Annotated in this window: 17 protein-coding genes and 1 tRNA gene; 13 read left to right on the forward strand and 5 right to left on the reverse strand. The window is 71.1% G+C overall.

Features of this window, described 5'->3' with window-relative positions; translation table 11 throughout:
* Window positions 1-303 precede the first annotated feature (303 nt).
* Window positions 304-1812 carry a potassium/proton antiporter gene (locus ACWGJ2_RS13495; RefSeq protein WP_453346329.1) on the reverse strand — a complete coding sequence of 503 codons (1509 nt, stop codon included), beginning with the start codon at window positions 1810-1812 and terminating at the stop codon, window positions 304-306.
* A gap of 318 nt (window positions 1813-2130) precedes the next feature.
* Between ACWGJ2_RS13495 and ACWGJ2_RS13500 the strand changes: the two genes are divergently transcribed.
* Entirely contained in the window at window positions 2131-4839 is a 2709-nt protein-coding gene (locus tag ACWGJ2_RS13500; protein WP_453346212.1) for a penicillin acylase family protein, read from the forward strand.
* 134 nt (window positions 4840-4973) lie between these two features.
* On the opposite strand, the gene ACWGJ2_RS13505 is transcribed toward ACWGJ2_RS13500, so the two are convergent.
* Entirely contained in the window at window positions 4974-5630 is a 657-nt protein-coding gene (locus ACWGJ2_RS13505; RefSeq protein ID WP_453346213.1) for a 5-formyltetrahydrofolate cyclo-ligase, read from the reverse strand.
* Between the two features lie 61 nt (window positions 5631-5691).
* Between ACWGJ2_RS13505 and galU the strand changes: the two genes are divergently transcribed.
* From galU to ACWGJ2_RS13545, 8 genes are all read left to right on the forward strand, one after another.
* On the forward strand, window positions 5692-6594 hold the full coding sequence (gene galU / locus ACWGJ2_RS13510) for a UTP--glucose-1-phosphate uridylyltransferase GalU (protein ID WP_453346214.1): 903 nt from the start codon (window positions 5692-5694) through the stop codon (window positions 6592-6594).
* A 4-nt stretch (window positions 6595-6598) separates the two neighbouring features.
* Window positions 6599-7903, forward strand: a complete 1305-nt coding sequence (gene glp / locus ACWGJ2_RS13515; RefSeq protein ID WP_453346215.1) for a molybdotransferase-like divisome protein Glp — start codon at window positions 6599-6601, stop codon at window positions 7901-7903.
* Window positions 7904-8178: 275 nt separating this feature from the next.
* Window positions 8179-8712 carry a cyclic pyranopterin monophosphate synthase MoaC gene (gene moaC / locus ACWGJ2_RS13520; protein WP_453346216.1) on the forward strand — a complete coding sequence of 178 codons (534 nt, stop codon included), beginning with the start codon at window positions 8179-8181 and terminating at the stop codon, window positions 8710-8712.
* A gap of 14 nt (window positions 8713-8726) precedes the next feature.
* The gene (locus tag ACWGJ2_RS13525; protein ID WP_453346330.1) at window positions 8727-9296 is read left to right on the forward strand and encodes a MogA/MoaB family molybdenum cofactor biosynthesis protein; all 570 of its coding nucleotides are present in this window, start codon (window positions 8727-8729) and stop codon (window positions 9294-9296) included.
* Complete coding sequence (locus ACWGJ2_RS13530; protein ID WP_453346331.1) at window positions 9293-9922, forward strand: GNAT family N-acetyltransferase; 630 nt, start codon at window positions 9293-9295, stop codon at window positions 9920-9922. Before ACWGJ2_RS13525 ends, ACWGJ2_RS13530 begins: the two co-directional genes overlap by 4 nt.
* A gap of 166 nt (window positions 9923-10088) precedes the next feature.
* A complete protein-coding gene (sepX, locus tag ACWGJ2_RS13535; RefSeq protein ID WP_453346217.1) occupies window positions 10089-11609 on the forward strand; it encodes a divisome protein SepX/GlpR in 1521 nt (506 codons plus the stop codon).
* Window positions 11610-11774: 165 nt separating this feature from the next.
* Window positions 11775-11848 (forward strand) — tRNA-Ala (locus tag ACWGJ2_RS13540).
* Window positions 11849-12072: 224 nt separating this feature from the next.
* Window positions 12073-12870: a hypothetical protein gene (locus tag ACWGJ2_RS13545; protein ID WP_453346218.1), complete on the forward strand. Its 798-nt coding sequence runs from the start codon at window positions 12073-12075 to the stop codon at window positions 12868-12870.
* Between the two features lie 1080 nt (window positions 12871-13950).
* Here the strand turns inward: ACWGJ2_RS13545 and ACWGJ2_RS13550 are convergent.
* Complete coding sequence (locus tag ACWGJ2_RS13550) at window positions 13951-14469, reverse strand: GNAT family N-acetyltransferase (RefSeq protein ID WP_453346219.1); 519 nt, start codon at window positions 14467-14469, stop codon at window positions 13951-13953.
* 153 nt (window positions 14470-14622) lie between these two features.
* Window positions 14623-15120: a DUF1269 domain-containing protein gene (locus ACWGJ2_RS13555; RefSeq protein WP_453346220.1), complete on the reverse strand. Its 498-nt coding sequence runs from the start codon at window positions 15118-15120 to the stop codon at window positions 14623-14625.
* Window positions 15121-15191: 71 nt separating this feature from the next.
* Here ACWGJ2_RS13555 and ACWGJ2_RS13560 point away from each other — a divergent pair, with 71 nt between their 5' ends.
* Complete coding sequence (locus tag ACWGJ2_RS13560) at window positions 15192-15902, forward strand: HdeD family acid-resistance protein (protein ID WP_453346221.1); 711 nt, start codon at window positions 15192-15194, stop codon at window positions 15900-15902.
* A gap of 156 nt (window positions 15903-16058) precedes the next feature.
* Complete coding sequence (locus ACWGJ2_RS13565) at window positions 16059-17075, forward strand: ACP S-malonyltransferase (protein WP_453346222.1); 1017 nt, start codon at window positions 16059-16061, stop codon at window positions 17073-17075.
* A 387-nt stretch (window positions 17076-17462) separates the two neighbouring features.
* On the opposite strand, the gene ACWGJ2_RS13570 is transcribed toward ACWGJ2_RS13565, so the two are convergent.
* The gene (locus ACWGJ2_RS13570) at window positions 17463-17939 is read right to left on the reverse strand and encodes a GNAT family N-acetyltransferase (protein ID WP_453346223.1); all 477 of its coding nucleotides are present in this window, start codon (window positions 17937-17939) and stop codon (window positions 17463-17465) included.
* Window positions 17940-18027: 88 nt separating this feature from the next.
* Here ACWGJ2_RS13570 and ACWGJ2_RS13575 point away from each other — a divergent pair, with 88 nt between their 5' ends.
* Window positions 18028-18834 (forward strand): exodeoxyribonuclease III, encoded by an 807-nt coding sequence (locus ACWGJ2_RS13575; protein ID WP_453346224.1) that lies wholly within the window; start codon window positions 18028-18030, stop codon window positions 18832-18834.
* A gap of 226 nt (window positions 18835-19060) precedes the next feature.
* The gene (locus ACWGJ2_RS13580) at window positions 19061-19894 is read left to right on the forward strand and encodes an alpha/beta fold hydrolase (protein ID WP_453346225.1); all 834 of its coding nucleotides are present in this window, start codon (window positions 19061-19063) and stop codon (window positions 19892-19894) included.
* Window positions 19895-20027: the final 133 nt, after the last annotated feature.

A 20027-nucleotide genomic window follows, 5' to 3' on the forward strand; every position in this document is an offset into this window, starting at 1 on the left:
TGCATCAGGCAGAGTCGGGTGAAACTTGCCTTCAAAAGGGTAACGGCTGACGGCGCGTCCCCGCGAAGGGCCGCGTCCCGGCGCAGTGCGGGAGTGCGGCGACCGGAGCGCGCGCCTTCCTCCAGGAGCGCCCGCACCCGAGGACCGCTCGCGCTCGGCTCGCCCCGCGCCTCGGTTCTCGGCGTCGAAGGCCCCGCGGGCCACCGCTCCCCCGGAGGGGGCGGAAGGGGCAGTCGGGCTGCCCTCCACGTTCGCGCGCGCCGATCTGCCCCTCCCCGCCCTTCCGAGCGTCCCCGCCGTCCCTCAGCGCCGTAGGCCCGTGCTGCCGCCCGTGCCGAGCCAGCCCGCCAGCTTGCCGCCCCGGCCGACGGCCAGGAGGCGCCGTTCCGCCGCGTCCCGCACCTCGTCCGTCGCCACCACCAGGAGTTCGTCCCCGTGCCGCAGCACGGTCGTGGGCAGGGGGACGAAGCTGGAGCCGCCCCGTACGACCAGGGTGACGGCGGCCCCGTGGGGCAGGCGCAGTTCCGTGACCTCCACGCCGTGCATCTTGGAGGCGGCGGGGATCGAGACCGACAGCAGGTGGCCGCGCAGTCGCTCCAGGGGAGCGGATTCGATGTCGACGTCGAGGGCCTCGGAACCGTTGCCGAGTTCCAGTTTGCGCGCGAACCAGGGCAGCGTCGGGCCCTGGACCAGGGTGAAGAGGACCACGAGCACGAAGACGATGTTGAAGATCCGCTCGCTGTCGTCCACTTCGGCGACTCTCGGGATGGTCGCCAGGACGATCGGCACAGCCCCGCGCAGGCCCGCCCAGGAGAGCAGCGCTTTGTCCTGCCAGGGGTGGCGGAACGGAATCATGCTGACCAGAACCGAAAGCGGACGGGCGACCACGGTCAGCGCTAGTCCGATGACGACCGCGGGCAGGAAGTCGTCGCCCAGGTCGTGCGGGGTGACGAGCAGGCCCAGCAGCACGAAGAGCCCGATCTGTGCCAGCCAGGCCAGTCCGTCGGCGAAGCCCCGTACGGCGGGGCGGTGCGGCAGCTTCGCGTTGCCGAGGATCAGCGCGCACACGTAGACGGCCAGGAAGCCGGAACCGTGTGCCAGTGCGCCACCGGCGTAGGCCAGGACGCACAGGGCCATCACGGCGATGGGGTAGAGGCCGGAGGCGGGCAGGGCCACACGCCCCAGGCCGAGCGCGCCCAGCTTGCCGACGGCCAGGCCGATCAGGAGGCCGATGGCCAGTTCCAGCAGGATCTCGCCCAGCAGCAGGTACCAGTGGTCGGGGCTGAAATCGAGCGTGGAGAAGGCGACGACGAGGATGACGACCGGAGCGTCGTTGAAGCCCGACTCGGCCTCCAGGACGCCCGTGAGGCGCTTGGGCAGGGGCACCCTGCGCAGCACGGAGAAGACCGCCGCCGCGTCGGTGGAGGAGACCACGGCGCCCATCAGCAGGGAGGTCTGCCAGTTGAGGCCGACCAGGTAGTGGGCTGCGCAGGCGGTGACCGCCACGCTCACGCCGACGCCCAGGGTGGAGAGTACGGCCGCGGCGGGTACCGCCGGGCGGATCTCGTGCCACTTGGTGCCGAGGCCGCCTTCGGTGAGGATCACGACGAGGGCCGCGTAGCCGAGCACTTGCGTCAGTTCGGTGTTGCTGAAGTCGACTCCGAGGCCGTCCTGCCCTATGGCGATGCCGATGCCCAGGTAGACGAGCAGGCTGGGCAGGCCGCTGCGCGAAGAGAGGCGTACGGCGACGACGGCGACGAGGAGGACCAGGGCGCTGAGGAGCAGCAGTTCGTTGAGACGGTCGACAGTCAGGGGCGGATCCTCTCTTCGGGGCCTTGGCCTCGCTGCCTCGCCGCTCCGCCACCGTCCCGGTCAGGAGGGGCGCGCGACGGCTCGCTGCCTTGTGGCGTGCTGGCTTCGCTGGGGCGTGGTCGGCCGTTTCCTTGCCGATTCCTTTTTGATCTTCTTAGTTCGTTTGGGTAGCTAATAATTTACCATTGCTTGAACGTTCCAGCTTCGTAGCTGGTGGCTCGCTGCACGGCCGTGCGAGGGCTCGTCCTATGGTTGCTCCAGCACGGATCCGTCCGGGCCTTCACGCACAAGGTCCACCCTGCCGCTCGAAGGACAGCGATGCCCGCCAAGAAGACCTCGCGACGCGCCCGCCTGATCGTGATCGCAGTCGTGTTGCTGCTCGTGGCTGGCATCGGCGGCGGCACGTTCTGGACCATCAGTACGGTGCGGGACTCCTTCCCGCAGACGACTGGCTCCCTCAAACTCAAGGGCCTCTCCGACCCCGTCACGGTCAAACGCGACAGCAGCGGCGTCCCGCAGCTCTACGCGGACAACTCCAAGGACCTCTTCCAGGCCCAGGGTTACGTCCACGCCCAGGACCGCTTCTGGGAGATGGACGTACGCCGCCACATGACGTCTGGGCGGCTCTCGGAGATGTTCGGCGCGGGCCAGGTGGAGACCGACGCGTTCCTGCGGACGCTGGGCTGGCGGAAGGTCGCCGAGCAGGAGTACGCGAAGCTCTCCCCCGAGACCAAGAAGAACCTCCAGTCCTACTCGGCCGGCGTCAACGCCTACCTGAAGGACCACAAGGGATCCGCCGCCTCCGTCGAGTACGCGGCCCTGGACATCACGGGCGACTACTCGCCGCCGAAGTGGAGCCCCGTCGACTCCGTCGCCTGGCTGAAGGCCATGGCCTGGGACCTGCGCGGCAACATGTCCGACGAGATCGACCGCGCCCTGATGTCCAGCAGGCTGACCAAGGACGAGATCGAGGATCTCTACCCGGAGTACCCGTACGAGCGGAACAAGCCGATCGTCGACGGCGGCTCGGTCGATCCCGCGACCAAGGAGTTCGACCCGGAGGGCGGCGAGACGGCCTCCGAGAGTGCGTCGGGCCAGGGGTACCAGCAGGCCGCCAGCAACGCGGGCACGCAGTTGGACCGGATCTCCAAGAAGCTCGACGAGATTCCCTCGCTCCTGGGGCCCAACGGCAGCGGCATCGGCTCCAACTCCTGGGTGGTCTCCGGCAAGTACACGACCACCGGCAAGCCTCTGCTCGCGAACGACCCGCACCTGGCGCCGCAACTGCCCTCCCTCTGGTACCAGATGGGCCTGCACTGCCGCACCGTGAGTTCCTCGTGCCCGTACGACGTCTCCGGGTTCACGTTCTCCGGGATGCCCGGCGTCGTCATCGGCCACAACCAGGACATCTCCTGGGGCATGACCAACCTGGGCGCGGACGTCACCGACCTGTATCTCCAGAAGATCAGGGACGGCGGGTACGTCTACGACGGCAAGACCGTCCCGTACAAGACCCGCAAGGAGACCATCAAGGTCGCGGGCGGGAAGAACCGCGAGATCACCGTCCGGGAGACCAACAACGGGCCGGTCATCTCCGACCGTGACTCCGAGCTGCGGAAGGTCGGCGACGAGGCGCCCGTCGACAACGCGGCACCCGACCGCAGCGACGGCTACGCGGTCTCCCTCCGCTGGACCGCGCTGTCGCCCACCAAGTCCATGGAAGCCGTCTTCGAGCTGAACAAGGCGTCGGACTTCAAGGAGTTCCGCGCGGCGGCCCGTGACTTCGCGGTGCCCTCGCAGAACCTCATCTACGCCGACACCAAGGGCAACATCGGCTACCAGGCCCCCGGCCGCATCCCCGTCAGGGGCGCGGGCGACGGCCGCTACCCGGCGCCGGGCTGGGACCCGCGCTACCGCTGGAAGGGCTACGTCCCCCAGTCCGCGCTGCCCTGGGAGTACAACCCGGACCGCGGCTACATCGTGACCGCCAACCAGGCCGTCATCGATCAGGAGAAGTACCCGTACCTGCTGACCGAGGACTGGGGCTACGGCGCCCGCAGCCAGCGGATCAACGACCTCATCCAGTCGAAGGTCGAGGACGGCGGGAAGATCTCCATGGGCGACATGCAGACCATGCAGATGGACAACAGCAGCGAGATCGCCAAGCTGCTGGTGCCCTACCTCCTGAAGGTCGACGTCAAGGACAAGTACGTCCGGGAGGCCCAGAAGCTCCTGGAGGGCTGGGACTACACCCAGGACGCCGACTCGGCCCCGGCCGCCTACTTCAACGCCGTCTGGCGCAACATGCTGATGCTCGCCTTCGGAAACAAGCTCCCCAAGGAGCTGCGGGTCAAGGGCGACTGCCTGAACGTGCGCCCCTCGGACGACTCCGGTCCCATCGACGACCTGGAGGGCAACGAGCTACTGGTGCGCGAGTGCGGCGAGCGCAAGCCCGACTCGGCGCAGCCGGACGGCGGCGACCGCTGGTACGAGGTCGTACGGAAGCTCATCAAGAACCCCGACGACGAGTGGTGGAAGACCGAGGGCACCAAGCGCCGCCCCGGGGACAAGAACCGCGACGAACTGCTCTCGCACGCCATGAAGGACGCGCGTTACGAGCTGACCGCCAAGCTCGGCAAGGACATCGACACCTGGAGCTGGGGCCGTCTCCACCGGCTGATGCTCAAGAACCAGACCATCGGCACCAATGGCCCCGGCTACATGCAGTGGCTGCTCAACCGCGGCCCCTGGGACCTCGGCGGCGGCGAGGCGGCCGTCAACGCCACCGGCTGGAACGCGGCGGGCGGTTACGACGTGACCTGGGTGCCGTCCATGCGCATGGTCGTCAACCTCGGTGACCTCGACAAGTCCCGCTGGATCAACCTCACCGGCGCCTCGGGGCACGCGTACAACTCCCACTACACCGACCAGACCGGAAAGTGGGCCAAGGGCGAGCTGCTGCCCTGGGCGTTCTCGGAGAAGGCAGTCGAGAAGGGCACCGAGGACAAGATGGCGCTGACGCCGTAGACAGCCGCGTCAGCTCGTAGAGGGCTGTGAAGAGGGCCGGGTTCCCCCTGTGGGGCCCGGCCCTCTTCTTTGCCCGGTCCCCTTCACTGCCCTGCCTCGCTCAGCCGTCCTGCGTCCCGGCCGCCCTGCGCTCCTCAGCCGTCGAACCGACGTACACCCGACGGCGTCACCGCGGCGTGCACGGCCCTGTCGTGGGGCTCGGCCGGGACGTGGCCGATGATCTCGTCGTCGTACAGCAGGACCGTCAGCAGGGGCCCGCCCTCCTGCTGCCGCGCCCCCTCCGCACTGGGGACGGCGTGGGCGTCGAGGCGCTCCAGTACGCGGTCGTACGAGCCGCCCCCGCGGCCCAGCCGCATGCCCTGTCCGTCGACCGCCAGCCCGGGCAGCAGCACCACGTCCGCCTTGGTGACCGCTTCCGGGCCAAACCTGCTTCCACCCGGCTCCAGGAGCCCCCGCCCGGCGCGTACGAGTGAGCCGGGGCCCTCGTACGCTCCCCAGTCCAGGTCGTTGTCGGGCAGCAGCACCGGAAGCAGAACCCGCACGCCACGGGCGCGCAGTGCGTCCAGGAGGGGGCGGGTCCCGGGCTCCCGGCCGACCGACATGTAGGCGGCGACGGTATCGGCCGCGGCCACCTCGGGAAGTTCCTGTGCCCGTTCCGCGAGAAACGCCGCTCTGGCCGACGCGTCATCGGCAGTCAACCGAAATCTCACCGCCAGGATGTCCTGTCGCAACATCCGCTTACTAGCGTGAATCTCGCTCACGTTGTGCCCAAATCCTTCCTGTGTCCACATAAGGCAACAAACACAGCGGACACTTACCTTCCACATAAAGTCAGTGGTTATGGTGCGGGACATGACTACTTCACGTACGAGGATCAGCAAGGCTGTCATCCCCGCAGCGGGCCTGGGCACCCGCTTTCTGCCCGCGACCAAGGCCACGCCCAAGGAGATGCTCCCGGTCGTCGACAAGCCCGCGATCCAGTATGTGGTCGAAGAGGCGGTCACAGCCGGTCTCTCCGACGTCCTCATGGTCACAGGCCGGAACAAGCGCCCCCTGGAAGACCATTTCGACCGCAACTACGAGCTTGAGCAGGTTCTTCGCGACAAGGGCGACGGAACGAAGCTCGCCCGCGTCGAGGAATCCAGTGACCTGGCGACGATGCACTACGTGCGCCAGGGCGACCCCCGCGGTCTCGGACACGCCGTCCTCTGCGCGGCCCCCCATGTGGGTGACCAGCCCTTCGCCGTGCTGCTCGGCGACGACCTCATCGACCCCCGGGACCCCCTGCTCGCCAGGATGACGCAGATCCAGGAGCAGCACGGCGGCAGCGTCATCGCCCTCATGGAGGTCGATCCGGCGAGCATCCACCTGTACGGCTGCGCGGCTGCCGCGCCCACCGGGGAGGACGACGTCGTCAAGGTCTCCGACCTCGTGGAGAAGCCCTCGGCCGACGAGGCGCCGTCAAACCTGGCGATCATCGGCCGGTACGTTCTCGACCCCGCCGTCTTCGAAGTCCTGCGCAAGACGCAGCCGGGCCGCGGCGGCGAGATCCAGCTCACCGACGCTCTCCAGGCCCTCGCCTCCGACCCGTCCCTCGGTGGCCCCGTCCACGGCGTCGTCTTCCGTGGCCGCCGCTACGACACCGGAGACAGGGGAGACTATCTGCGGGCCATTGTCAGACTGGCATGCGAACGTGAGGACCTGGGACCGGACTTCCGGGACTGGCTGCGCAGTTACGTCAGCGAGGAGATGTAGGGCATTGAGCAAGACCTGGTCGGTCGACGAGCACCTGGAAGACATCCTCCGCGGCGTACGCCCACTGGAGCCCATCGAGCTCCAGTTGCTGGAGGCACAGGGCTGCGTCCTCGTCGAGGACGTCACCGTGCCCGTCTCCCTGCCGCCCTTCGACAACAGCTCGATGGACGGCTACGCGGTGCGCACGGCCGATGTCGAGGGCGCGAGCGAGGAGTTCCCCGCGGTGCTCACGGTCGTCGGGGACGTCGCCGCGGGCAGCGGAGACCTCCCCGCCGTCGGACCCGGCCAGGCCGCCCGCATCATGACCGGGGCCCCGCTGCCCCCCGGGGCCGAGGCGGTCGTCCCCGTGGAGTGGACCGACGGAGGGACGGGCGGCGGCCCCGCCGATTCCATGACGCCCCGGGGCGAGTCTCCGGGCGGCGCGGAGGGCGAGGTCCGCGTCCACCGCGCGGCTACCCAGGGAGCGCACGTACGGTCGCGCGGAAGCGACGTCCAGGCGGGCGCGGTCGCGCTGAGCGCCGGTACGGTCCTGGGGCCGCCGCAGGTCGGCCTGCTCGCCGCCATCGGCCGCGGCACGGTCAAAGTCCGCCCGCGCCCGCGCGTGGTCGTGCTGTCCACGGGGAGCGAACTGATCCAGCCAGGGGAACAGTTGGGGTCCGGCCAGATCTACGACTCCAACAGCTTCGTGCTCACCGCCGCCGCACGCGCGGCGGGCGCGATCTCGTACCGCGTGGGTTCGGTCTCCGACGATCCCGAAACCCTCCGTTCGACCATCGAGGACCAGCTCATCCGCGCGGACATCGTCGTGACCAGCGGCGGTGTGAGCGTCGGCGCGTACGACGTGGTCAAGGAGGCGCTCTCCCAGATCGACGACGAGGAGGGGAGCGTCGAGTTCCGCCGCCTGGCGATGCAGCCGGGCAAACCCCAGGGCTTCGGACTGATCGGCTCCGAGCGCACCCCGATCCTGGCCCTCCCGGGCAATCCGGTGAGCGCGTACGTCTCCTTCGAGCTCTTCGTGCGCCCCGCCATCCGCACCCTCATGGGCCGCGATCCCGTCCGGCGCACGCCCGTACGCGCCCGCCTGGAGAGCGAGAAGCCGCTCACCTCGGTCGACGGGAAGCGCCAGTTCCTGCGCGGCAGCTACACGCCGCCCCCCGAGGGCGAGACCGTCGGCACCGTCTCGCCCGTCGGCGGCGCGAGTTCACACCTGGTCGCCGCGCTCGCCCAGGCCGACGCGCTCATCGACGTCCCCGAGAAGACCACGGAGGTCGCCCCGGGCGAGGAGCTGACTGTGCTCCCGCTCGACTGATCCGGGCGCCCCGGGCGCCCCGGATGCCCCTGGGACACCGGGTCGGCGGTTCACCGGATCAGCGGTTCTCCGAGGCGTACGCGCCCGGCCAGGGCCCCTGGAGCGTTGGGAGCGGCGTGGGACGCCCGTAGGCCCGCGTAGAGCCGCGTACACCCCCGTACGGCCGTGTCGCGGCCACGTACGCGGGTGTAGGCGGCGTCGGCCCGGCACTCGGACGTCCCACGCCGAGGTGTGACCGGTACCGTGTCTGGGCACAGAGACGGACCGGGAGAACGATGAGCAGCGCCGAGCAGCAGCACCTCACCCATATCGACGAGGCCGGGGCCGCCCGCATGGTCGACGTCTCCGCGAAGGACGTCACCGCGCGCACCGCCCACGCGACCGGCCGCGTGCTGGTCTCGCCCCGTGTGATCGAGCTGCTGCGGGGCGAGGGTGTGCCCAAGGGAGACGCCCTGGCCACCGCCCGTATCGCGGGCATCATGGGCGCCAAGAAAACCCCGGATCTCATCCCCCTGTGCCACCCGCTCGCCCTGTCCGGGGTGAAACTCGACCTGTCGGTCGCCGACGACGCGGTGGAGATCGCGGCCCGGGTACGGACGACCGACCGCACGGGCGTCGAGATGGAGGCCCTGACGGCGGTTACGGTCGCCGCTCTGACGGTCATCGACATGGTGAAGGCCGTCGACAAGTCCGCCGTCATCACGGACGTACGTGTCGAGGAGAAGACCGGCGGCAAGTCGGGGGACTGGACCCGCGACGAGCGGCCGGAAGAGTCGTCGAGGCCCACGCAGGAAGGAGCCGGAGCGTGAGTGGCACGCACGGCATGGACGGCACGCACGAGGGCAAGGGGGCACACGGTGCGCGGGGTCCGGACGGCCCCGACGCCCCCGGCACGCCCCGTACCCCGTACCGCGCACTGGCCGTCACCGCGTCGAACCGCGCCGCTGCGGGCGTCTACGAGGACAAGGGCGGCCCCCTCCTCGTAGAGGGCCTCAAGGGGATGGGTTTCGAGACGGAGGGGCCGAGCGTCGTCCCGGACGGCGAACCGGTCGAGGAGGTGCTGCGCGCGGCCGTCGCCGCCGGCTTCGACGTCGTCCTCACCACCGGAGGCACCGGCATCTCGCCGACGGACCGCACCCCGGAGATGACCCGCCGGGTGCTCGACTACGAGATCCCCGGCATCCCGGAGGCGATCCGCGCCGAGGGCCTGGCCAAGGTCCCGACCGCGGCGCTTTCCAGGGGCACAGCGGGCGTCGCGGAGGGCACCCTGATCGTCAACCTCCCCGGCTCCTCGGGCGGGGTGCGCGACGGGCTCGCCGTACTGGGCCGCCTGCTGGTCCACGCCGTCGACCAGGTCCACGGTGGCGACCATCCCAGAGGGGGAGCCAACTGAACGCCTCCTGGCCGGTCGAGCTGACGGACGGGGCAACGGCCCTCCGTCCGATACGGCTGCGCGACCAGCGTGCCTGGCGCGAGGTGAACCTGCGCAACCGCGACTGGCTGCGCCCCTGGGAGGCCACTATCCCGCCCGCGCTGCCCGGCCACGCGCCGCCGCGCCGCCCTACGTACCGTCAGATGGTGCGCCACCTGCGCGCTGAGGCCCAGGCGGGCAGGATGCTGCCGTTCGTGGTGGAGCACGAGGGGCGCCTCGCGGGGCAGTTGACGGTCGCGGGGATCACCTGGGGCTCGATGTGCTCGGGCCATATCGGGTATTGGATCGACAGGTCCGTCGCCGGCCGAGGGGTCATGCCGACGGCGGTCGCGCTCGCCGTGGACCACTGTTTCCGTACGGTCGGGCTGCACCGCATCGAGGTGTGCATCCGCCCGGAGAACGCGCCGAGCCGCCGGGTCGTGGAGAAACTGGGTTTCAGGGAAGAGGGTCTGAGGCCCCGTTATCTCCACATCGACGGTGGGTGGCGGGACCATTTGGTGTTCGCGCTGACCGCCGACGAAGTCCCGGAGGGGCTGCTGAACCGCTGGCACCGCACGAGCCCCGGGCGATCCACGGAAATAAAATAAACGTTCGATACGTGTCGCGGAACGACTCCCTCATGGCCATTTGTTGGCCACATTTGGTGACGCGGATCTCAGTAATCACAAAAAAAGTTCGAGAGATCAGCCAGATCGTGCGACACACCGCCGTATTTGGCAGATGGGCCCGTGCGATCCCCTCTACCGTGTGAGGGTGAGCAGCAGTGGCCTCATCTACGCAGTCATCGTCGGGGCCTGGGCCGCCTATTTGGTGCCGATGTGGCTCCGTAGACAGGACGAGCTGAACGAGGCCCGTCCGACGGAACGCTTCAGCACCGCAATCCGGCTGTTGTCCGGAAAAGCGGCCATGGAACGGCGCTACGCGAAGGACGCCGAGCGGCGCGAGGCGGAAGCCTCGGACGCCCGGCCCGGCTTCGCCGAAGCCGCCGACTCCGGTCCGGCCGACGGTGACGTGGCGGAAACGAGTGCTCCGGACGCCGCGGAGGACGCGGTCGACGTCCGGGCCTTCGCCGACCCCACGACCATGATCGGCGGCTCCCTCCCCGAGGCGCCCACCGCGATAGTGGCTCCCCCCGGGGACCCCGGCGCGGCGGCTGCCGCCTCCGGTTCCCGCCGTGCCGCCGTCTCCGCGGCCGAACGCGCCGACCGGCCCGGTCGTGACGGTGTCACGGCCAGGGCCGAGCACGAGCGGGTACGGGGCGAGCGGGCGCGGGGCGGTCGCGTACGGGACAGTCAGGCCGCAGGTCCCGCTTCCGGTTCCGGCCCCGCTGCCGGTTCCGCTTCCGGTTCCGGCTCTGCGGGGCGCTCCGGTGCGGGGCGCGGAGGGCGCGGTGAGGGCGACGACGCGGAACGTGGCGTCGCGCGGCAGGGCCGCGCCGACCAGCGCGGCCGGGACGTCCGGCGTGACGGGCGTGACGGCCGCGACGGGCGTCCGCAGGGCAGCAAGAACAAGCGGGCCAAGGTGCTCGCCCGGCGTCGGCGCACCACGATGGCGCTGTTCCTCGCCTTCACCGCGGGCGCCATCGTCGCCGCGGTCGGCGGGCTGGCGTTCCTGTGGGCGCCCGGAGTTCCGGCCGTGCTGCTGAGCATGTACATCGTTCACCTGCGCGTCCAGGAGCGCCGCCGCTTCGCGGTGACCATGGACAGGCGTCGGGCGGAGGACGCGGCGCGGCGGCTGCGCGAGCGGCGCTCGCGGCAGCGCGCCGCCGCCACCGAGGTCCATGAGCAGAGCGGCGCGGCCGAGGCCGAGGCGGTCCACGGGACCGGTGCCGAGTACGCCTCCGCGCACGGCGCCCTGGCCGAGGAGGAGCCCGGCGCCGCCGACCGGCGTGCGCTCGTCGAGCAGACGGACCACGCCGAGTGGGTCGACCAGCAGCGCGGGCGTGACCGCGAACAGGGCGAGGGCGAGGGCTGGGACCCGGTCCCGGTGCCCCTGCCGACATACGTCAGCGCGCCGGTCGCGCCGCGTGCCACGCGCGGTGTGGACCTGGAGGCCCCGGACACCTGGAGCTCGGCCCGCTCCAGCACGGTGGACGGCGGTCGGTCGTCCCGGAGCGAGCCGGAAGCGCCCGGCGGCGCCACGTCGTCCCCGGACAGGGGCGCCGCCTCCGCGCCCGAGCCGGACCCCCGGGCCCGGCGCCCACGCGAACGGGGCCGCACTCCGCTCTTCGACCAGTACGAGGACGAGGACCGGCCCCGCGCCGCCAACGAGTGACGGGGCCGGGGCCTTCCGGTCCCGATCCTGGTTCCGGTGCTGTGGCGGGGAGCGTGGCCGGGCCGTGAACGGGCTCACGACGGATGCTGCCGCGACCGTCATGACCAGCGCGGGAACGGATTTCCTCATCACCCGATGGGGATGCTAAAGTTTTGAGCGTTGCAAGGGCCTGTGGCGCAGTCCGGTAGCGCATCTCGTTCGCAACGAGAGGGTCAGGGGTTCAAATCCCCTCAGGTCCACAGCACGTCAGAACCCCTGTCGGAGAGATCCGGCAGGGGCTCTTTCTGTTGCCGTGTGGCCGTGAGGGGCGGGCGCGTATGGGGCCGGCGGCGAGGCAGCAGTGGGGCCTTTGGCTTCGCGGCCGGTGTGTGTCAGACCCGGCACGTAGGGTGAAACCAGCGAATCGAACGGACTCACGCACCACCTGCGCGACCGCGATGAGGGACATCACCGGGAGGGAATCGTGGCCAGGGAACGGGACTTCGGGCCTGTCCAGCTTGCTGACTGGCTGGGGCTTGAGCCCAGGACGGTACGTCGGGCCCAGGCGCGAGGGCTCATACCGCCACCGGACATCGATGACGAGCGGTGGTCGCTCGGGCTGGCGAAGACGATCCCGGACCGGCTCGTAGAGATCACCGCGGCCTTTGGCGACGGGGAGGCCGCGTCGGGGAGCACGGGGTCGGCCCCGAAGGAGCCGCGCCGGGCCGGTGCCGCGAAGGGGCGCAGCTTTGGGCCCTACCAACTGGCCGGAAGGCTGGGGCTGGAGAACTGGCAGATCGGGCGTGGCCAGCAGAAGGGCGTGGTCCCGCCGCCGGACGTCGACGGCAAGCGGTGGTCGGAGGCGGTGGCCGACATGCTCGCGGGCCGCGTCGAGGAGATACGCGCCACGGTGGGCGATCACCCCGGGGTCGGCTCGGTCAAGGCAGCGGAGCATCTGGCGAGCCGTACCGGGCTGGAAGTTGATCGCGTCGACGTGCAAGCTCTGGCCGGGCGGGGCCTGTTGGAGCCCGTGGGGACCTTCAAGGAGCACCCCATGTACTCCCTGGACGACTTGGACGGCCTTCCCGCGGAAGAGGTCGGTGCCACGGTGAGGGAGCGTGAGGACTGGCTTGCCGCCAGCATGACGGGCAAGGAGGCCGCGGCGTATCTGGGTTGGCCCCTCGGCACGTTCGAGGTCACGGCCGAACGCGGCGGCGTACGGGCGGGCAGGCTCGGGCGGTATGCCAGGACGGACGTGGACGGTCTTCGCGAGGACGCGTAGGGCTGGCCCCCCGGGAGGCGAGGGGCTTCCTGGCGGTCATGGGGCGCGCCCCTGGGGCGGGATCCGTTGGGCCCCTGCTCCGGGGGTTTCGGTGGTACGTGTCCGTAGGGCCGTCAATCGGTCCGGAAACCGGTGAGCGTCAGGCTGTGGCCGGAGTGAGTGTGAAGATTCCGCAGGGCCAGATGTAGTCGGACTTCTTCGGACGGAGGGTTGCCGGGGAGTGGGCGCGCAGGGCGCGTAGTTCTCCTCGCCTCGGCAATCCCGGTCGCTTCGCTGAAGTTGGCCGACCGCGTCGAGTCGATTACCGGGTATTGCGGCTCGGCGTTGAAATCGCCGAGGATCGCCAGCCGTGGCGGTGGTCGGCCGTGTGTGACCTTGATGAGTTCGTTCACCTGCTGGGCCCGGCCGCGTCCACCAGTGCTCTGCTTTCCATCAACCGCGCCCTGGGGCCTGTTCGCCGCTCGTCACCTCGTGGCGCGGGCGGGGACCCGGGCGAGCCAGGCGTCGGCTTGCTGTGCGGACGCGGTCCCAGGCGCGGTGACGTGCGTACCGTCCGCCGTGAACTTTTTCGCGCCGCCCTGCATCGAACGCTGTGTCAGGGCCCGTGGGCGGGCCGGCCGATCGTCGGCCCGGGGAGCCCACGGGGTGGTGGCACGGGGGTGAGGGGATTTCTGGAGGGGCGGTCGGCAGGAGCTGACCGGTGGAATTGTTTTCTTCGGGCGTCACTTTTTGGTGGCGTCTCACAAAGACGTGCCCCGGTGCCTTTTCGTTGAATTCGAAGGTGCCGGAAAGAGTTATGCCATGAATACACTCGGGGCGTCATGGATGTGTAACAGAGGCCCCGAGAAGTGGAATTGGCCCGGGTGAGCGTGGTTATCTGGGTGCAGAGCAAGGGAGCGGTTAACGCTCCTTTTCGCAGGTTCGGTTCGGTCGTACGGGAAATTCGTGACCACGTATTTCCGTCGGACCCGACGGGCCTGCCGCACTGAACTCCGGTGTTCTCGCCGTCGAAGAGCGAGGGCATCGGCCGCCGCGACCCGCGGCGGAATGATGTGGGGTCAGCCCCCGGCCCCACGCATGTCAGGGCCCCTGCCGGAGGGATTCGGCAGGGGCTTTGGCGCGTTCAGGGGCCGTCCGGGAGGTGGCGGAGGCGGGGAGGGCGAGGGGGCGCTGGAGGACGATTTCGCCGTCTTCGTAGGCGCCGGTTTCCCGGAAGCCCGAGGTGGCGTAGAGGGCGCGGGCCGCGTGGTTGGAGGGGACGACGCTGAGGCGCATCGTGGTGTAACCGTCGGCCCTGGCCGCTTCGATGAGGGCCGTGATGCCCGCGCGGCCGAGGCCCCGGTGCTGGAAGCGGCGGTCGATCATGAAGCGGATCAGGGCGATGGTCCGCGGCTGTGACGCGACGGGCGCCAGCAGCGCGAAGCCCGCGAATTCCTCCTCGGCCAGCAGTACCAGGGGGCGGGCTGCGGGATGGGCCCACGCGTCGGCGAGGGAGCGCACGTTCGGGGCGACGAAGTCGCGCTGCTCCTCCCTGACTTCCAGCTCGATGACGGCTTCGTAGTTGTCCGCCGTCACCGGCTCCCACCGCGCGTGTCGCATCCCCCAGACCCTAGTCGCGCTCCCCGGGGAGACTCACATCCTTTTCGACGCGTCCCACGTCCGTGTCAAGTGGTCCGGTTCCGGCAGGCGTGGTGCGCGATGTTTCTCCGCCGTGGAGGCCCGGCCCGGAGAGCCGCACCGGGGGCCGACGGCTCAGCCGTGGCCGTCGCCGGACAGGGCCGCCTCCAGGTGCTCGCGGAAGGTGGCCGACGGGTAGCGGACGACGTCGGGGCCCAGCACGCGGTCGACGGCGTCCGGCGAGTGCTCGGAGACCTCGGCGGCGAGCACTGTGCGGCCGGGCGGTACGGCGTCGGCCAGGGTCTCCAGCGCCGCGTTCGTCTCGGTCGCCCTGCGCGCGTCGCGACCACCGCCGATGAGGCCCCCGGCGCTGAAGCCGATCATGGCTCCGACCGGCCCGCCCAGCAGCCCGACGAGACCGCCCACCAGGCCGCCGACGGCGAAGCCTGTGGCGTGGGTGTGGTCGACGGTCTCGGGGATGTCGAGGGTGCCGTCCTCGGCCCGGGAGATGAGCGTGGCCTCGTGCAGCCTGATGTCACCGTCGGAGTGGGCCTGTCGCAGCGCGTCGAGTGTCCCGTGTGCTTCGTCGGCGCCGTGGTCGGTGAGGTCCAGGAACAGCATGTTCTCGTCCATGGGCCCACTATGCCCACGCGTCGTGGGCGGGGCGCGAGCGGCAGCACCGGGAGTGGGGCGAGAATGGTGTTATGTCTCAGTTTGCACCCCCTGGTGGTGGTCAGCGCCGCCCGGAGTCTCCGGGGTCCTCGGAGTCCCGGCAGCCGGGCCGTTCGCACGCGGATCCCCCGTACTCCCGTGGCGCCCGCGAGACCCGTGAGACGGGCGGTGACGCCGTTGGCGGGCTCCCCGACTCGCCACTCGTACGGATGGCGGCGGGCAAGAGCGCGCACGCGCTCGTCGTCGCCGGGATCGTCGCGTGCGCCCTCGGAGTGCTGGCGCTGGTGTGGCCAGGGGTCACGGTCGTGGTCGCGGGGGTCGTCTTCGGCGCGTATCTGGTGGTCAGCGGGGTCGTGCAGGTGGTCTCCGCCTTCGGTACGCGGCTGACGACGGCTACCCGCGTGATCGGGGTGGTCAGCGGCGCGGTCTCGGTGCTGGCGGGGCTCTTCTGCTTCCGGGGAGAACTCCAGTCGGTGCTGCTGCTCGCGCTGTGGATCGGGGTGAGCTGGGTCCTGCGCGGCATCACACAGCTCGCGGGCGCGGCGGGGGACGCGCAGGCGCCCGCGCGGGGCTGGCAGATGTTCCTGGGCGCGGTGAGCGTGCTGGGAGGCGTCGTGCTGATCGTGGCCCCGTTCCCCTCGGTCACGGCCTTGACCGTGGTCACAGGGGTCTGGCTGCTCGCGCTGGGCATCGTCGAGCTGGTGACCGGCCTGCGGCTGTGGCTGCACCTGCGGCAGCGGTAGGCGCAGACCCAGCCCCAGATCCAGCCACAACCGCAGGCGCAGCCGCAGCGAGGCCAGGGGCGCCGGGGGCAGGAGCGGGGCTGAGGCGGGGCGAGCAGGAGCGGGGGAGGGGCGCCGCACTGGCGCCGTCGGCTCGGTGCGGGTGAGGGTAGCTCCATGAGCATCGCGTTCCTCTTCCCCGGTCACGGCTCCCAGCGCCGCGGCATGCTGCACCGTCTGCCGGACACCACCGCGTCCGCGACCGTCCTTGCCGAGGCCGACCTGGCCCTGCGGAACGCGGGCGCAGGCCCGGGGGCGGGGAGGGGGCCGGGCGCGGGTGGAGGTTCCGGTTCCGGGGACGGTCCCGTACTGGACCTCTCCGGGGGCATCGCCGAGCTGGACACGGCCGAGGCGCTGGAGAAGTCGCCCGTCGCGCTCCACCTCGCGCTGCTGATCGCCGGTGTGGCGGGGGCGCGGGCCATGGCGGAGGACGAGGGTGTGCCGCCCGGTCTCGTCGTCGGACACGGCGTCGGCGCGTTCGCGGCCGGGGTGACGTGCGGGGTGCTCACCTTCGAGGAGGCGCTCAGGGCCGTACGGCTGCGCGGCGAACTCCTCGAACGCGGTGAGGAGCCCGGCGGCATCCTCCCGATCCGGCTCGCCCAGCATCTGGCCACCGTCAGGCGCCGTCCGCAGACCGTGCCCTACCTGAGCGGCTTCTACGGGCGCGTACTGCGCGAGGACGCCAACGCCGTCTTCGACGACATGGCGCGGTGTGCGGTGGGACCGCCGCGCTGGGACGAGTCTGTCGCGGCGATGGCCGCCGAGGGCGTCGACTGCTGCGTCGAGATGCCGCCTGGGCGTGCCCTGAGCGAGCGGCTGGCCGGTGGGGCGCCCGGGATACGCGCGGTCTCCGTGGAGGAGTGGGGGATCGCGGAGGCGGGCGAGCTGGCGCGCGCCGTGGCCGGTATCGCGGACCCGTCAGGCGCGGGTGAGGGCATGACCGAGGAGGACTGGGGGCCCGACGGACCCATTCCGGCCGGCTGGGGCGGTACGGGGGCGGCGGGCGGCGCGAACCCGGACCGCCCGGCCGACGCACCCGGCGTCCCCGGTGTTCCGGGTGGCCCCGACAGCCCCGGTGCCCCGGCTGGCCCTGGCGCCCCTCATCACACCGGTGCGCCGGACAACCCCCGGTAGCCCTCACGGCCCCGGTGCTCTGGCAATCCCGTCTGCCCGGGGAGCCCCGTTCCCCCGTGGAGCCCTGTTCCTCCGGGGATTCCTGTTCCTCCGGGGAACCGCGTCCCTAGGGGAAACCCCGTCCCTCCGGGGAGTCCTGGTGCTCTGGCAACCCGTCCCTGCGGGCAACCCCGCCTCTACGGGGAGCAGCCCTGGTGTACTGGCAGCCTTTGTCCCTCCGGGGAGCCCCGGTGCCTCCGACAACCCGTTTCCCCTGGCAACCCCGTCCTCCCCGGGGAAACCGCCGCCCCAGGGGCCCTGGCGCCGAGGAAACCGCCGCCCCAGGGGCCCCGTGCCTCCTGCGCACCCGATGCAGCCCGTGCGTCCCGCGCTCCCGGGGAGCCCCGGTCAGAGCGGTTTGGCGTAGCAGCGGCTCTTGGCCTCGAAGCGGTAGTGCCCGAACTTCTTCGTCGGCTCGTAGCCGGAGGAGGTGTAGAGGGATATCGCCTCGGGCTGCTCCGTGCCGGTCTCCAGCACCATGCGTGTGCGTCCCGCCGCGCGGGCGTCGTCCTCCAGGGCGGCGAGTATGCGGCGGGCGAGGCCCTGGCCGCGGACCTCGCGGATGACGAACATGCGCTTTATCTCGGCGTCGCCGTCCGAGTACCCCTCGTCGTTGAGGTCCTGCGCGCGCCAGCCGCCGGTCGCGACAGGGTGGCCCTCTTCGTCGTAGGCCACGAGATAAACCCCTCGCGGCGGGTCGAACATCTCCGGCTCCAGGGGTGTGACATCGCCCTCATCGCCGTAGCGCTCCGCGTACTCCAGTTGCACGACATCGTTGAGTTTGCGCGCATCCGGGTGGTCGAAGCGCACGGGAAGGATCTGCATGCCCGCATCGTAAGGTTGCAGAAATGCTCAAGGTGATGACGGCGAACGTGACGTCCGCGACTTCCCGCGCGGCTGCGAGGAGCGTGTCTTGCTCAAGGTGACAACGGTCAACGTGAACGGCCTGCGGGCCGCTGCCCGCAAGGGCTATGTCGAGTGGCTGGCGGACACGGAGGCCGATGTGATCTGCCTCCAGGAGGTGCGGGCCGAGGGCCACCAGCTCGCCGACGAGGTACGCGAGCCCGAGGGCTGGCACACCGTCTACGCCCCCTCCTCCGCCAAGGGCCGCGCGGGCGTCGCGCTGCTGACGCGGCGCGCGCCTGAGCGGGTACGGGTGGGCTTCGGTACGGCGGAGTTCGAGGAATCGGGCCGCTACGTAGAGGCCGACCTCCCCGGGCTGACCGTCGCCAGCCTCTACCTGCCCTCGGGCGAGGTGGGCACCGAGCGGCAGGACGAGAAGGAGCGCTTCATGGTGGCCTTCCTCCCGTACCTCAAGGACCTGCGTGAGCGCTCGGCCGCCGAGGGGCGTGAGGTGCTGGTGTGCGGCGACTGGAACATCGCGCACCAGGAGGCCGACCTCAAGAACTGGCGCGCCAACCGCAAGTCCTCCGGCTTCCTCCCCGAGGAGCGGGACTGGCTGTCGCGGGTCTTCGACGCCTCGGACGGTGGCTACGCGGACGTCGTCCGCGCGCTTCACCCGGGCGTCGAGGGGCCCTACTCGTGGTGGTCGTACCGTGGCCGGGCCTTCGACAACGACACGGGCTGGCGCATCGACTACGCGGTGGCCACGCCCGGCCTGGCCGCGCGCGCCGTCAAGGCGGTCGTCGAGCGGGCGCCCAGCCACGATCTGCGCTGGAGCGACCACGCGCCGGTGACCGTGGACTTCGCCGACCGGTAGGCAGGACGACGGGGCGGGCCCGCGTTCCCGTGTTCCCGTGCCCCGTGATCCCGTAGCCCCCGGGGCGCGCGGCGCGCGGTCTTGCCGGGGCACCCGGTCGTCGGCACTGTGGAGCGCGCGTGGGGCGACGGTGCCCCACGTGCCGGGCGGGTACGCGGTACACGGGCACGCGGGTGTACGCGGGTACGGGGCCCGGTGTGGGCTGTGCACGGGTGGAGGTCGCGTCATGGGTGCCGTCGAAGGAAGCTCTGCCGTCGTACTGCCGCACACGCTGACGGGGGAGGGGCCGCACCGTGTGATCGCCGTGCACGGCTGGTTCGCCGACCGCAGCGCCTACGCGGGGGTGCTGCCCTCGCTGGACGGGCAGCGTTTCCGCTACGCCTTCCCCGACCTGCGCGGCTACGGGGAGGCGCGCGACGTGCCCGGCGCGTACACCACGACTGAGGCCGCCGGTGACGTGCTCGCCCTCGCCGACCGGCTCGGCTGGGAGCGGTTCTCGCTCGTCGGCCACTCGATGGGCGCCGCGGTCGCGCAGCGCGTCCTGGTGGCCGCGCCGGAGCGCGTGCGGCGGCTGGTCGGAGTGACCCCGGTGCCGGCGGGCGGGGTGCCCATGGAGGGCGAGCAGTGGGAACTGTTCGCCGGGGCGGCCGAGCGGCCCGAGAACCGGCGCGCCATCATCGACTTCACCACGGGCGGGCGGCATCCGGACACGTGGCTGGACAACATGGTCCGCGTCTCCCTCGAACGCAGCGATCCCACGGCGTTCCGGGCATGGCTGGACTCCTGGGCGCTGGAGGACTTCCACGAGGACGTGGAGGGCGCCTCCCTGCCGGTGCGCCTGGTGGTGGGCGGGCACGATCCGGCGCTCTCGGCCGAGGTGATGCGGGCGACGTGGCTGCGCTGGTACCGCGCGGCCGAACTGGTCGAGCTGCCCTCCGCCGGGCACTACCCCGTGGACGAGACCCCGCTCGAACTCGTCCGCGCGATCGAGGACTTCCTCCGGGCTGACGATGAGACGGGCGGGGCCGGTGTGGAGGGTGGGGGAAGGGCGTCGCGGTGAACGAGGCTGCTTCCGCGGGCCCCGGGGATGCCGGGGCGCCTGAAGAGTCCGGGGCCTTGTCAGGGTGCCCCGCTCCGGCCGCCAGGACGGCGTCTGCCGCCGCGTCTGCCGGGTCTGCCGCGTCCGTTGCGCC

The sequence above is a fragment of the Streptomyces sp. NPDC054796 genome (assembly GCF_053611545.1).

Excerpts from the sequence above, each read along its gene's own strand:
- ACWGJ2_RS13500 (WP_453346212.1), top strand. The coding sequence starts at position 2,131 with ATGCCCGCCAAGAAGACCTCGCGACGCGCCCGCCTGATCGTGATCGCA.
- ACWGJ2_RS13505 (WP_453346213.1), bottom strand. The coding sequence starts at position 5,630 with ATGTGGACACAGGAAGGATTTGGGCACAACGTGAGCGAGATTCACGCT.
- galU (WP_453346214.1), top strand. The coding sequence starts at position 5,692 with ATGACTACTTCACGTACGAGGATCAGCAAGGCTGTCATCCCCGCAGCG.
- moaC (WP_453346216.1), top strand. The coding sequence starts at position 8,179 with ATGAGCAGCGCCGAGCAGCAGCACCTCACCCATATCGACGAGGCCGGG.
- ACWGJ2_RS13525 (WP_453346330.1), top strand. The coding sequence starts at position 8,727 with ATGGACGGCACGCACGAGGGCAAGGGGGCACACGGTGCGCGGGGTCCG.
- ACWGJ2_RS13550 (WP_453346219.1), bottom strand. The coding sequence starts at position 14,469 with ATGCGACACGCGCGGTGGGAGCCGGTGACGGCGGACAACTACGAAGCC.
- ACWGJ2_RS13555 (WP_453346220.1), bottom strand. The coding sequence starts at position 15,120 with ATGGACGAGAACATGCTGTTCCTGGACCTCACCGACCACGGCGCCGAC.
- ACWGJ2_RS13560 (WP_453346221.1), top strand. The coding sequence starts at position 15,192 with ATGTCTCAGTTTGCACCCCCTGGTGGTGGTCAGCGCCGCCCGGAGTCT.
- ACWGJ2_RS13565 (WP_453346222.1), top strand. The coding sequence starts at position 16,059 with ATGAGCATCGCGTTCCTCTTCCCCGGTCACGGCTCCCAGCGCCGCGGC.
- ACWGJ2_RS13570 (WP_453346223.1), bottom strand. The coding sequence starts at position 17,939 with ATGCAGATCCTTCCCGTGCGCTTCGACCACCCGGATGCGCGCAAACTC.
- ACWGJ2_RS13580 (WP_453346225.1), top strand. The coding sequence starts at position 19,061 with ATGGGTGCCGTCGAAGGAAGCTCTGCCGTCGTACTGCCGCACACGCTG.